Consider the following 13,433-nt stretch of genomic DNA (forward strand, 5'->3'; position numbering starts at 1 on the left):
GGTGCCTCGTGTGCTTCGGTGATGCGTGGCGCGCCGGCCCGGCGCGCCGTGAACCTAATTGCGCGCCTTGCCGATCTCGGCGTTCAGTTGCCGGATCAGGTCAGGACCCAGTTCCTGGGTGTACTTGTCGACCACGGGCTGCACTTTCTCGCGCATCCGCGCCACCTCCTCGGGCGAGACGGTGTTGATCTTCATGCCGGCCTGTTCCAGCGTCCCCATCGCCTTGAGCGAATCGGCGCGGCTGTCCTTGCGCTCGAAATCGCGCGATGCCTCGGCGGCCTGGCGCACCAGCTTTTGTTCGTCGGGCGACAGCTTGTCCCACCATTTTTTCGAGGCCATCACCACCCAGGGCGTATAGACGTGGCGGGTGATGGTCAGGTAGGGCTGCACCTCGTAGAACTTGCTGCTCTGAATGGTGGTGATGGGATTTTCCTGGCCATCGACCGTGCGCGTTTCCAATGCCGTGAACAATTCCGAGAACGGCATCGGCACGGCATTCGCGCCCAGGGTGTTGAACACGCCCAGCGCGATCTGGTTCTGCATCACGCGCAGTTTGATGCCTTGCATGTCCTCGGCGCGCACGATGGGGTGCTTGGAGTTGGTCATGTTGCGAAAGCCGTTCTCCCAGTACACCAGGCCCACCAGCCCCTTGGCTTCCAGCTTCTTGAGCAGGTCCTGGCCGAGTTGGCCGTCGAGCACCGCATCGGCTTCCTTTTCGCTGTTGAACAGAAACGGCAGGTCGAAAACGCCGAATTCCTTGACCATGCCGGCCAGCGGCGCGGTGGAGCCGACCATCATTTCCTGTGCGCCGCCAACGAGCGCGCCCTGCATCTGTTCGTCCGAGCCCAGGTTGGCCGAGCCGAAGGTTTTCATCTTGAGCTTGCCGCCGCTGATCTTCTCCAGCTCCTGTGCCAGGTGGCGCGCGGCGCGGCCCTGCACGCTGTCTTCGTTCAGGCCATAACCGAAGCGGATCAGGCGCGGCTTGACGTCGGCCGCCGTGGCGGCGCCGGCGAAGGCGCAGGACAGCGCCGTGGCCAGCACGGCGAGGCGGGTCTTGAAACGGATGTTCATGGTGTTCCTCCTTGGCTTCTTCTAAGTGGCGCCGGGGCGGCGCGTCTGTTTACGGGCCTCAGTGCATCCAGCTCGCGGGGACGGTGATCAGCTCTGGGAAGATCACCAGCAGTACCAGCAGCAGCGTGTAGGCCACGACATAGCGCCAAACGCCCCTGCAGATGGTTTCCATGTTGATGCGGGCGACGCCGCAGACCACGTTGAGCACGGTGCCAACCGGCGGCGTGAGCAGGCCGACGCAGCCGACCATGACGAACATGACGCCGAAATAGACCGGATCGATGCCGGCCTGGGTGACGACCGGCATCAGCACCGGCGCCAGGATCAGGATGGTGGGCGTCAGATCCATGACCGTGCCGATCAGCGTCAGCAGCAACAGCAGCGCGAACATCAGCAACTTGGGGTGGTCGAGCACCGGCTCCAGCAGCGCGATCAGGTCCTGCGGCATGTCGGCCAACGTGATCATGTAGGACGACACCATGGCGGCCGCCACCAGGAACATGACCACGGCGGTGGTGCGGGCGGCGTTGATGAACAGCGGCAGCAGGTGGCGCAGGCCGATCTCGCGGTAGACGAACAGGCTGATCAGCAGCGCGTAGACGGCGGCCACCACCGCCGCTTCGGTGGGCGTGAAGATGCCGCCGCGCAGGCCGCCGATGATGATGACGGGCAGCAGCAGCGCCCAGGCCGATTCGCGCAGCGCCCGCAGCCGGGCGCCCCACGGCTGACGCGGCATCGGCTTGATGGCGCCGTGTTTGCGCGCGACCCAGGTCCACACCGCCACCAGCGTCAGGCCCATCAGCAGCCCGGGAGCGATGCCGGCGAAGAACAGTTTGGTGATGGAGACGTTGGTGGCGACGCCGAAGATGATGAACGAGATCGACGGCGGAATGATCGGAGCGATGATGCCGCCGGCGGCGATCAGGCCGGACGCCTGGCCGGCGTCGTAGCCTTTTTCGCGCAGCATCGGGATCAGCAGCGAGCCGAGCGCGGCGGCGTCCGCCACGGCCGAGCCGGACAGGGCCGCCAGCAGCACGCTGGCGAAGATGGCGACGTAGCCGAGTCCGCCCTGGATATGGCCGACGAACATGCTGGCCAGGTTGACGATGCGGCGTGAAATGCCGCCCGCGTTCATCAGTTCGCCGGCCAGCATGAACAGCGGCACCGCCATCAGCGTGAAACTGTTGGCGCCAGACAGCATGTTCTGCGCCAGGATCTGGGTATCGAAGAAATCGAGTTGGAACATCATGGCGATCGCGCTCAACAGCAGCGCGAACGCGATCGGCATGCCCAGGGCGATGAAGCCCAGCAGCACCAGCAGGAAGACGGTCAGGATCATGGGGCGGGTCCGAGCGAGGGGGCGAGGGGGCCGGGGTCAGACCAGCGGGTCTTCTGGGCTGGATTCGGCGGGCAACGGGCCGCCGGCCAGCACGCGGATCAGGTCGAACAGGGTCAGCAGGCCCATCGCGACGGCGGCGTAGAGCGCGGCGGCGTTAAATACCGCCAGCGGCATTGCCGTGACCGGCAGACGCGTATCGAGCCCGATCAGGGTCTGGGTCCAACTGCCGTCGGCCAGCAGCCACAGGATCCACAGCACCAGCAGCTGACAGAGGATGTGCGCGACGCGGCGGGCGGCCGGGCCGAAGCGCTCCACCAGCATCGTGACGCCGATGTGCTGGTGGTCGCGCAACGCCAGCACCGCGCCCAGGAAGATCAGCCAGACGAAGGCCAGGCGGGAGATCTCGTCGGAGACGTTGATGCCGGAGTTGAACAGGTAGCGCAGGGCGACATTGCCGAACAGCAACACCACCATGACCATCAGGCAGGCGGCCATCAGCCAGGTCTGCAGCCGCGCGCACCAATCGGCCGCGCGCGCCAGCGCGGTGGCGCCGGGCCGCCCCTCGGGGGAACCATGCATGCTTGTCTCCTCTTCCGTTTTCCGGAATTTTTATGGATATCGTGCGCCGATGTTAGCGCTAACATTTTTGGTTTGGCAAGCCCCGATCTTTCGGTCAGACTACGGGCTCGCCAACCGCACAGACCGTCAGATGTCCATCCGCAAGCCCCGCAGCACCCGCGCCGGTCGCGTGACCATGCAAGAGGTCGCGCGTCGTGCCGGGGTCAGCGCCATTACGGTGTCGCGCGCCTTGCGCACCCCCGACAAGGTGGCCGAGCCGGTGCGGCTGCGCATCGCCGAGGTCTGCCAGGAACTGGGGTACGTGCCCAATCACGCCGCCAGCGCGCTGGCATCGGCGCGTTCGCAGACCATCGTGGTGCTGGTGCCGTCGCTGAGCAATGTGGTGTTCATCGACATCATCAACGGCATCAAGGAAGTGCTGGACGAGCATGGCTACCACTTGTTGATCGGCGTCACCGGGTATTCGCCCGACGCCGAGGAAGCCTTGCTGCGCAAGTACCTGCAGCACCTGCCCGACGGCCTGATCCTGACCGGCATCGACCACAATCCGGGCGTGTGGGAACTGCTGCGGGCGCAGGGCATGCCCACGGTCCACACCATTGAGACGCTGGAAGGCAGCGATGGCATGAGCGTTGGCTTCTCGCAGTTCGACTCGGGCTACGCCGCCGGCCGCCACTTGGTCGAGCGCGGCTACCGGCGCATCGGCATCGTCGGCGCCCAGCTCGATCCGCGGTCGTTGCGGCGCTGCGAGGGCTGCCGGCAGGCGCTGCGCGATGCGGGGCTGCACGATCCCGCGCTGGAAATCATGACGCCCGAGAAATCCTCGATCGCGCTGGGCGCGGTGCTGCTGGAAACCCTGCTGTCGCAGCATCCCGATTGCGACGCGGTGTTCTTCTGCAACGACGATCTGGCGCAGGGCGCGGTGTTCCAATGCGGCCGGCTGGGCGTGCGCGTGCCCGGGCAGATGGCGCTGGTGGGCTTTCACGACCTGGCCGGCACGGCCTGGACCACGCCGCCGTTGTCGACCATCGCCACGCCCCGCTACGAGATTGGTCGGGAGGCGGCGCAATTGCTGATGCGCCATCTGGCCGGGCAGCCCATCGCGCAGCGCCACGTGGATCTTGGCTTCACGCTGGTGCGGCGCGAAACCACCTGATTGCGTTGCGGCGTTAGCCGGCGCGGCGCAACGCCAGGAACACACCCGACGCCATGATCATGGCGATGCCGGTCAGCGCCAACCCGTCGGGCGGGCGCTGGAACCAGAACGTGCTGAAGGCCACTGCCAGCAGCAGCTGGAAGTAGTTCAGCGGCGCCAGGGTGGCCGCCGGGACACGCTGGAACGCCGCGATCAGCAGGATCTGCGCCAGTCCGTTGCAGGCGCCCAGGCCGACGATCAGGGCCATGTCGGTCGGATCCGGCCAAGGGTCGGGCAGGAAGAAGGGCGCCGGCACGGCGGTGACGAGCAGGCAGATGAAAGCGGTGTAGGCGTATTGCACCGGACCGGCCACCGTGCCTGACAGCTTGCGGGTCAGCACCTGAAAAATGGCGTAGCTGACCGCCGACACCGCCATTAGCAGGGTGCCCAGCCAGGGCAGGTCGGCGCCGGGGCGCACGATCAGCAGCATGCCGGCAAAGCCGGCCGCCACCGCCGCCCATTGCAGCGGCCGCACCCGTTCACCCAGCAGCCAGGGCGACAGCGCCACCATGATCAGCGGCGAGGTGAAATAGATGGCCGTGGCTTCGGACAGCGGCATCCAGATCAGCGCGGTCATGAAGCAGGTGCCTACCGTGGCCAGCATCACGCCGCGCAGCACCAGCAAGGGTTTGTGCGGCGCGGCGCGCAGGTCCGGCCAGCGCTGGCGCCACAGCAGCGCCAGCGCCAGGGTCGCCACCGCGCTGTAGCGCATGATGTTCAGGAACGGCGCGGGGTAATGCGCCAGCATCTGCTTGGAACCCGCGTCGAAGGTGGCGAAGGCCACCAGCGCGCCGAAGAACAGCAGGATGCCGGCCTGGCGCGCGCCGCCGGCCGCGGGGGCGCCGGGCGCCGTGGCTGAGGAACTGGCCATGGCGGGTTCAGGCGCGGGTCAGGCCCTGCAGGAAGGCGTCGAGCGCCGGGCCGATGGCCTGCACCATGTAGCCGCCTTCCTGTACCACCACCGTCGGCACGCCCAGGCTGGCCACGCGCGCGCCGATCTCGCGGTAGGCGTCGATGTCCAGCTTCAGCACGCTGATCGGGTCGTCCTTGTAGGTGTCAAAGCCCAGTGCCAGCACCAGCGCCTGCGGCCCGTAGCCGGCCAGCGCCGTCAGCGCGGTGTCCAGCGCCCGCAGGAACGGGTCGTTGCCGGCGCCGTGCGGCAGCGGCAGGTTGAGGTTGCAGCCTTCGCCCGCGCCGTGGCCGCGCTCGTGCGCATAGCCGGTGTAGAACGGGTAGTAGTCGGCGGGATCGGCATGCAGCGACACCGTCATGACGTCGGCGCGCGGGTAGAAGATGTTCTGCGTGCCGTCGCCATGGTGCGCGTCGACGTCCAGCACCGCCACCTTGGACCAGGTCTGCAACAGCCGGGCGGCGGCGGCCGCGCTGCTGTTCAGGTAGCAGAAGCCGCCGGCGCGGTCGCGGTGGGCGTGGTGGCCCGAGGGGCGGCACAGCGCGTAGGCCGCCCCGCCGGTGGCGGCCACGTGTTCGGCCGCGGCCACCGCGCTATGGGTGGAGCGCAGCGCCGAGCGCCAGGTATGCGGGCCGATGGGGCAGGACAGGTCGCTCAGGTAGTAGCCGCTCTGCGCCACGATCGACGGCGACGGGCAAGGGCCGCGTCCGGCCGCCTCGACGCGGCCGTTGTAGTAGGGCGACAGGTTCGGCAGCACCTCGGGGCCGGGATCGACGCCCGGGGCCTTGAGCGCCTGCCAGCGCGCGAACGCGGTTTCCAGGTAGTCCAGGTAGTCCGCGCTGTGGATGGCCTCCAGCGGCTGGCGGCCGTAGTCGGGCGGCGCCTCGACCGCGATGCCGCGGGCGGCCAGCGCGCCTTGCAGGCTCTGCGCGCGCGAGGGCAGGTCGGTCGGGGCGCTGATGCGTCCCAGCCGCATGAACTGCCGGGGCGCGTGCAGCAGTTGTTCTTCCGAGAAAAACGCCTTCATGGTATTCCTTTGCGCGTCGGCGCAACCGGGGCCGCCGAGCGGCGGGTTGATGCGGGGCTCGGCGGCGTGACGGTCGATGCGCGGCCGTTCATCCGGCGCAGCCGATCAGTGTGAACAGCCGGAGTCCGGGGCCTGCCCCGGCTGCTTGATCTCGATCTCGACGAACACGAACTCGGTGTCGCCCGGGTTGATGACGTTGTGCTCCACGCCCACCGGCCGGTAGTAGGACACGCCGGTGGTGAGCTGGCTGGTGACCTGGCCGTTGGGGGTGTCCAGCAGCAGCGGGCCGGTGGTCTGCGGCACCACCACGTAGTTCATGCCGTGGCGGTGCCAGCCGGTTTCCCCGCCGGGCGGAAAGCGCCATTCGGTGACGGTGACCTGGTCGTTGTCGATCTGGACGGTGGGCACGGCGGGCGGGCGTTGCATGCAAGTCTCCTGGGGGTGATGGCCGCTTCAGGCCGCGGCCTGCGCCTGGGTCGGGTCCCAGTGCTGGCCGGGTACGGCGGCGATGAGTTGTTGCGTGTAAGCGTGTTGCGGATTGTCGAAAATCTGGCTGGGCGATCCGTATTCCACCACCTTGCCCCGGTGCATGACCAGCACCGAATTGCAGATCTGCGCGGCCACGCGCAGGTCGTGGGTGATGAACACCAGCGCGATCTTCAGGCGCTGCTGCAGGTCGTGCAGCAGTTGCAGTACTTGTGCCTGCACCGACACGTCCAGCGCCGACACCGATTCGTCGGCCACCAGCACCTTGGGTTCCAGCGCCAGGGCGCGGGCGATGCCGATGCGCTGGCGCTGGCCGCCGGAGAACTGGTTGGGGTAGCGGTCGAACGCCGACGGGTCCAGCCCCACCAATGACAGCAACTCGCGCACGCGCGCCTCGGCCTGGGCGCGCGGCACGCCGTTGGCGACCGGGCCGTCGCTGATGATGCGGCCCACGGTATGGCGCGGGTTGAGCGAGGAGAAGGGATCCTGGAAGATCATCTGGATGTCCTTGCGCAGCGGCCGGAAGCGCGATTCGGGCATGGCGGCGATGTCCTGGCCGTTGAAGATCAGTTGGCCGCCGTTGATGCCGACCAGCTTGAGCAGGCACTTGCCGATGGTCGATTTGCCCGAGCCGGATTCGCCGACGATGCCCAGCGTCTCGCCGCGGCGCACGCTGAAGCTGACGCCGTCGACCGCATGCACTTCGCGCTTGCCGCCCAGCCAGCCGTGGCCGACGACATAGGTCTTTCTCAGGTTCTTCACTTCCAGCACGGGTTGTTCCGGCGCGGCGGCGGCGCGTTCCTCGCCACGGCGGTGCGGCACCGCCGCGATCAGGCGCTGGGTGTAGGGATGGCGCGGGCGGTTCAGCACCTCCTCGGCCGGGCCCTGTTCGACCAGCACGCCTTTTTCCATCACCGCCACCCGGTGCGCGATCTCGGCGACCACGCCGAAGTCATGGGTGACGAACATCACGCCCATGCCCTTTTCCTTCTGGATGCGGGCGATCAGCGCCAGGATCTGGGCCTGGGTGGTGACGTCCAGCGCGGTGGTCGGCTCGTCGGCGATCAGCAGCGCCGGCTCCAGCGCCAGCGCCATCGCGATCATGACGCGCTGGCGCTGGCCGCCCGACAGGCGGAAGGGGTAGACGTGGTAAAGCGTGGCCGGGTCCGGCAGGCCGACGAAGGCCAGCAGTTCCAGCGTGCGCCGCATGCGTTCCGGGCCGGGATAGGCGTTGTGGACGCGCATGACCTCGTTGATCTGCTCGCCCACCGTCATCAGCGGGTTCAGGGCCGACAGCGGCTCCTGGAAGATCATGGCCATGTCCTTGCCGCGCATGCCTTGCAAGGTGGCCTCGTCCTGTTGCAGCAGGTCGGTGCCGCGCAACAGGATGCGGCCCTGTTGCGGCGTCAGGTAGTCGGGCAGCAGGCCCATGATGGCGTTGGCGCTCATGGACTTGCCGGAGCCGGATTCGCCGACGATGCAGAGGATCTCGCCGGCGTGGATGTCGTACGAGACGTCCTGCACCGCGAACGGGCGGTCGCCGCCGCGAGGCAGGGCGATGCTCAGGTTCTGGATGGACAGCAGGGGCGGGGAAGCGTTCATGCCGGTCTCCTATTCGCCGCGCTTGCGCAGTTGCGGGTTGAGGGCGTCGTTCAGGCCTTCGCCGATCAGGTTGATGGCCAGCACGGTCAGCAGGATGGCCACGCCCGGCCATACGCTCATCCACCAGGCTTCGCGGATCATGGTGCGGGCCGCGCCGATCATGAAGCCCCAGCTCATCTCGTTGCGGTCGCCCAGCCCCAGAAAGGACAGCGACGATTCGGTCAGGATGGCGGTGGCCACCATGAACGAGGCCGACACGATGATGGGCGACATGGCGTTCGGCAGGATCTGCGTGCCGACGATGCGCGCCGGGGTCTGGCCGATGACGATGGCGGCCTGCACGAACTCGCGCTGCTTGAGGGTCATGAACTCGGAGCGCACCAGCCGCGCCGCCGGCGGCCAGGATACGACCGCGATCGCGCCCATGATGGAATACATCGAAGGCCCCAGGATCGCCACCAGCACCACCGCCATGGCCAGTTGCGGGATGGTCTGGAAGAACTCGGTGAAGCGCATCAGCGCATCATCGACACGGCCGCCGCAGTAACCGGCGACGGCGCCGACGACGATGCCGAACACCAGCGCCACCGCGGTCGACAGCAGGCCCACCATCAGCGAGACGCGCGCGCCCCACACCAGGCCGGCGGTGATGTCGCGGCCCAACATGTCGGTGCCGAACGGGTAGGCGGCGTCGGTGAAGGGCGGAATCAGCGGATCGGCCACCATCATCCAGGGCGAATCCTCGTACAGTAGCGGCGCGGCCAGCGCCACGATGACCACGGCCAGCACGATGGCCAGGCCGGCCACCGCGCCGTAGTTGCGCATATAGCGTCGGGCGAATTGCTTCATGCCGCGGCTCCTTGCTGCGCGCCGGCGCTGATGCGCGGATCGATCAGGCGGTACAGCACGTCGGTCAACAGGTTGAACACCACCACCATGATCGAGGTCACCAGGAAAATGCCCAGCAGCAGCTGGTAGTCGCGCTGCAGCAGCGCATCGAACATCAGCCGGCCGATGCCCGGCCAGGCGAACACGGTTTCGGTCAGCACCGCGCCGCCGGCCATCTGGCCCAACTGGATGCCGGCGAAGGTGATCACCGGCAGCAGTGCGTTGCGCAGCACGTGGGCGCGGATCACGCGGCCCGGGCTGACGCCCTTGGCGCGCGCCGTCTTGACGAAGTCCATGCCGATCACCTCCAGCATCGAGGCGCGCGTCAGGCGCACGTACACCGCCATGAAGAAGCAGCCCAGCGTCACGGTCGGCAGGATCAGGTGCTGGGCGATATCGGCCGCGCGGGCCCACCCGGTCAGGCCGGCGCCCACGGTTTCCATGCCGAAGGCCGGCAGCCAGCCCAGCACCACCGAGAACAGCAGGATTCCCATCAGCGACAGCCAGAACAGCGGCGTGGCGTACAGCAGCAGGGCGCCGGTCATGACCGAGCTGTCGATCCAGCGGCGCTTGTTGCGGTAGCGCGCCTTGGCCGCGACCACGCCCAGTAGCACGCCGAGCACGATCGAGAAGACGAAGGCGCAGGACATCAGGAGGAAGGTGGCGGGCAAACGCTCGACGATCAGATCCAGCACCGGCACGTGATTGCGGTAGGAAAAGCCCAGGTCCAGTTGGACCACGCCCTTCAGGTACAGGAACAGTTGCGTCAGCACCGGCTTGTCCAGTCCGAACGCAACGCGCAGTTGCTCGACGTAGGCGGCATCGCCCGCGCCGGCCTGTCCCGCCAGCACGGCGGCGGGGTCGCCGGGCGCCAGGCGGATCAGGAAGAAATTGATGATGACCACGCCCAGCACGACCACCAGGGCCTTGCCGATGCGCGAAACCAGGAAAGACAGGAATTTCATGCTCTGGGTCCTCCGTGGACGGACGCGGGCGTCCGTCGCGCGGCCGGGCGCCGTGGCCAGGGCGGATCGCCCCGGCCGCGGCTTGCGGCGCTCACTTCTCGATGTAAACGTCGTCGAACGATTCGTTCAGGCCGATGGCCGTCTTGACCAGGTTCTTGACGTTGGCGCGATACAGCGTGGGGAACTCCATGTCCACCAGGAAGCCGTTGGCGACTTCATTGACCAGCGTGGTCTGCAGCTGCGTGTACAGCGCCTGGCGCTTGGCCGGATCGACCTCGGAGGCCGCCGCTTCCCATTGCTTGTCGGTCTCGGGATTGCTGTAGCCCTGCACGTTGGCGAACGGCGACCCCTTGACGATGTTCGACGAGACATACAGACGCTGCACGCCCAGCGCCGGATCGCCGTACTGGTAGGTGAAGTTGGTGGTCAGGTCAAAGTCCCAGTTGCCGGTGCGGCTGGCCCAGCCGCCGGCATCGGTCGATTCCAGGTTGACCTTGAAGCCCAGTTGTTCCAGCGCCTGCTTGGTGTATTCGCCCAGGCGGTCCCAGGTCGAGCCGTACGGGAAGCTCAACTGGCGGATGGTGTAGTCGCCGGGCTTGATGCCCGATTCCTTGATCAGCGCGCGCGCCTTCTTCATGTCGAAAGGCATCGGCGGCATGTTCTTGTCGTAGAACATTTCGGTGGTCACGAACGGGCTGGTCGAGACCTTGCCCAGGCCGAAGAAGATATTGTTGACCACCATGTTGCGGTTGATCGCCGCCATCACCGCCTGGCGCACCTTGACGTTGTCAAACGGCGGCTTGCGCATGTTGAAGATCAGGTAGGCCTGGGGCGAGAACATCTCCCAGCCGGCGGTGGTGTAGTCGACCTTGGGCAGGGCGCGCAGGCGCTTGATGTCGACGTTGTCGACGTCGCCGCCGCGCAGCACGTCGACGCTGCCGCGCTCGAACGCCACGGCGCGCGAGGCCGCGTCCGGGATTACGTTGAACACCAGCTCATCCAGGTAGGGCTTGCCGGGCTTCCAGTAGTCGGGGTTGCGCGCCAGCTTGATGTATTCGCCGCGCTTCCATTCCTTGAACACGAACGGGCCGGTGCCGACCGGCTTCTGGTTGGCCGGGTTGGTCATGTAGTCGGTGCCGGCATAGATGTGCTTGGGCATCATCGGCGCGAAGCCCGGTTCGAACATCAGCATGAAGGCGGGGAACGGCGATTTGAGCTTGATGACCACGGTCTTCGGGTCGATGGCCTGCACCGAATCGACGAACTTGTTCAGGATCACGCGGGCCCGCGCATGGGTCTTGGGCAGCATGTCCGACAGCGTGAACACTACGTCATCGGCGGTGAACGGCTTGCCGTCGTGCCACTTGACGTTGTCCTGCAGGTGGAAGGTATAGGTCAGGCCGTCGGCCGACGCTTCCCACGACTTGGCCAGGCCGGGCTGCGGCTTGAGGTCGGTGGTGTAGGTCAGCAGGCTTTCGTAGATCTTGCCGGCGACGAACTGGGTCGGGCCCTGCTGGTTGATGGCCGTGACGATCACGGGCGGCTCGGGCTGGACGATCATGTTGAGCGTGCCGCCCTTGGTCTGGGCCAAGGCCTGCGTGGCGGGCAAGGCGGCCGCCAGGATCAGGGCGCCGATGCTGAGGGAGAACCAAGTCTTCGATTTCACTGCGAGCCTCCGGGCTGGAAGAGGGTTGTCAGGTGGCCGCTTGTCGCGCGGCGTGTGCCGGCTATGACAAGCAAACCTCATGCCACCTGTTTCTCGGGGAACTGCGGGGTGGAGCTGCTACAACAATGCTACGTATGGGTGCAGAGATGGCGCCGCGCACCAATGCGGCGATAGACGAGGTGCATGCGTGGCGCGCTATTGGGTGATGTCGATCCAGGTGGTTTTCAGGTCGCTGTACTTGTCGAGCGCGTGCAGTGACTTGTCGCGCCCGAAGCCCGATTGCTTGACGCCGCCGAACGGCACCGTGATGTCGCCATCGGCGTAGCAATTGACCCAGACCAGGCCGGCGCGCAAGCGGCGCGACAGGCGGTGCGCGCGCCCCAGGTTGGCGGTCCATAGTCCCGCGCCCAGGCCGTACGAAGAATCGTTGGCCAGCGCGATCGCTTCATCCTCGGTGTGAAAGCGCTGCGCCGCCAGCACCGGGCCGAAGATCTCCTCGCGCATCAGCGCGCTGGAGGCGTCGGCGCAATCGAAGATGGTGGGTTCGATGTAGTAGCCGCCGCTGTCCGCGTGCAGTTGGCGCCCGCCGATGCGCAGCGTGGCGCCCTCGGCCTGGCCGGCCGCGATGCGCGCCATCACCGAACGCGTCTGGCGCTCGTCAACCATGGCGCCCAGCGCCGTGGCCGGGTCCAGCGGGTTGCCCGGCCGCATTTCGGCGGCGTGGCGCGCGACCTTCTCCATGAAGCGGTCATAAATCGCGTCATGCACGTACAGGCGCGAGCCGGCGATACAGACTTCGCCCTGGTTCGAGAAGATCGCCAGCGCGGCGATCAGCGCGGCGCGGTCCAGGTCGGGGCAGTCCTCGAAGACGATGTGCGGCGACTTGCCGCCGCATTCGAGCCACACGCGTTTCAGGTTGGATTCGCCCGAGTAGCTCATGAAACGCTTGCCGGTGGCGGTGGAACCCGTGAAGGCCACGCAGTCGACGTCCGGATGCAGGCCCAGCGCGCTGCCGGCGACCGGGCCGGCGCCGGGCACCACGTTGAAGACGCCCGCGGGAATGCCGGCCTGCTCGGCCAGCGCGGCCAGCCGCAGCGCGCTCAACGATGACTGTTCCGCCGGCTTGAGGATCACGCTGTTGCCGGCGGCCAGCGCCGGCGCGATTTTCCACGCCGCCATCAGCAGCGGGTAGTTCCACGGCACCACCGCCGCCACCACGCCCAGCGGCTCGCGCGTGACGGTGGCCAGGGCGTTGCCGCCCGTCGGCGCGATCTCGTCGTAGCGCTTGTCGATGGCCTCGCCGTACCACGCGTAGCAATGCGCGGTCTCGGGCAGGTCGAAAGCCAGCGCGTCGCGGATCGGTTTGCCCATGTCCAGGGTTTCGATCAGCGCCAGTTCTTCCGTGTGTTCGGTGATCAGTTGCGCCAGCCGCAGCAGGCGGGTCTTGCGCTCGCGCGGCGCCAGGCCGGACCAGACGCCGGACTCGAAGGCGCGGCGGGCGGCGGCCACGGCGCGATCGACGTCGGCCGCGCCACAGGCCGCCACGTCGGCCAGCTTGCGGCCGTCGATCGGGCTGGTGGCCGCGAAGGTGGCGCCATCGGCGGCATCGACGTAGGCGCCGTCGATATAGGCCTGGCCGCGCAGCGTCAAGGCGTCGGCGCGGGCTTGCCAGTAGTCGAGGGTGTGCAGGGTCATGGCAGGTCCT

At 67.4% G+C, this 13,433-nt stretch carries 12 protein-coding genes; 1 reads left to right on the forward strand and 11 read right to left on the reverse strand.

Going from position 1 to position 13,433, the window contains the following annotated elements; translation table 11 throughout:
* Positions 1–54 precede the first annotated feature (54 nt).
* Genes ACN6O8_RS09495 through ACN6O8_RS09505 form a run of 3 tightly spaced genes read right to left on the reverse strand, consistent with a single transcriptional unit; the run spans position 55 to position 2,989 of the window.
* On the reverse strand, positions 55–1,071 hold the full coding sequence (locus ACN6O8_RS09495; RefSeq protein WP_427990812.1) for a TRAP transporter substrate-binding protein: 1,017 nt from the start codon (positions 1,069–1,071) through the stop codon (positions 55–57).
* Between the two features lie 58 nt (positions 1,072–1,129).
* Entirely contained in the window at positions 1,130–2,410 is a 1,281-nt protein-coding gene (locus tag ACN6O8_RS09500) for a TRAP transporter large permease (protein ID WP_427990813.1), read from the reverse strand.
* A gap of 36 nt (positions 2,411–2,446) precedes the next feature.
* Positions 2,447–2,989 (reverse strand): TRAP transporter small permease, encoded by a 543-nt coding sequence (locus ACN6O8_RS09505; RefSeq protein WP_427990814.1) that lies wholly within the window; start codon positions 2,987–2,989, stop codon positions 2,447–2,449.
* A 130-nt stretch (positions 2,990–3,119) separates the two neighbouring features.
* Here ACN6O8_RS09505 and ACN6O8_RS09510 point away from each other — a divergent pair, with 130 nt between their 5' ends.
* Positions 3,120–4,145, forward strand: coding sequence for a LacI family DNA-binding transcriptional regulator (locus ACN6O8_RS09510; protein ID WP_427990815.1), 1,026 nt, complete (start codon positions 3,120–3,122; stop codon positions 4,143–4,145).
* A gap of 13 nt (positions 4,146–4,158) precedes the next feature.
* Here ACN6O8_RS09510 and ACN6O8_RS09515 read toward each other — a convergent pair whose 3' ends face one another.
* From ACN6O8_RS09515 to ACN6O8_RS09550, 8 genes are all read right to left on the reverse strand, one after another.
* Positions 4,159–5,055: a DMT family transporter gene (locus ACN6O8_RS09515; RefSeq protein ID WP_427990816.1), complete on the reverse strand. Its 897-nt coding sequence runs from the start codon at positions 5,053–5,055 to the stop codon at positions 4,159–4,161.
* A gap of 7 nt (positions 5,056–5,062) precedes the next feature.
* Entirely contained in the window at positions 5,063–6,121 is a 1,059-nt protein-coding gene (locus ACN6O8_RS09520) for a histone deacetylase family protein (protein WP_427990817.1), read from the reverse strand.
* A gap of 105 nt (positions 6,122–6,226) precedes the next feature.
* Positions 6,227–6,547 (reverse strand): cupin domain-containing protein, encoded by a 321-nt coding sequence (locus ACN6O8_RS09525; protein WP_006387975.1) that lies wholly within the window; start codon positions 6,545–6,547, stop codon positions 6,227–6,229.
* A 27-nt stretch (positions 6,548–6,574) separates the two neighbouring features.
* On the reverse strand, positions 6,575–8,209 hold the full coding sequence (locus ACN6O8_RS09530) for an ABC transporter ATP-binding protein (protein ID WP_427990818.1): 1,635 nt from the start codon (positions 8,207–8,209) through the stop codon (positions 6,575–6,577).
* A 9-nt stretch (positions 8,210–8,218) separates the two neighbouring features.
* Complete coding sequence (locus tag ACN6O8_RS09535; RefSeq protein WP_427990819.1) at positions 8,219–9,058, reverse strand: ABC transporter permease; 840 nt, start codon at positions 9,056–9,058, stop codon at positions 8,219–8,221.
* Entirely contained in the window at positions 9,055–10,062 is a 1,008-nt protein-coding gene (locus tag ACN6O8_RS09540) for an ABC transporter permease (protein WP_006387978.1), read from the reverse strand. The genes ACN6O8_RS09535 and ACN6O8_RS09540 overlap by 4 nt, the downstream gene beginning before the upstream one ends.
* 91 nt (positions 10,063–10,153) lie before the next feature.
* Positions 10,154–11,728, reverse strand: coding sequence for an ABC transporter substrate-binding protein (locus ACN6O8_RS09545; protein WP_427990820.1), 1,575 nt, complete (start codon positions 11,726–11,728; stop codon positions 10,154–10,156).
* 195 nt (positions 11,729–11,923) lie between these two features.
* A complete protein-coding gene (locus ACN6O8_RS09550) occupies positions 11,924–13,423 on the reverse strand; it encodes an aldehyde dehydrogenase (protein ID WP_427990821.1) in 1,500 nt (499 codons plus the stop codon).
* Positions 13,424–13,433: the final 10 nt, after the last annotated feature.

The organism is Achromobacter sp., assembly GCF_050285565.1.
Classification (GTDB): Bacteria; Pseudomonadota; Gammaproteobacteria; order Burkholderiales; family Burkholderiaceae_B; genus Achromobacter.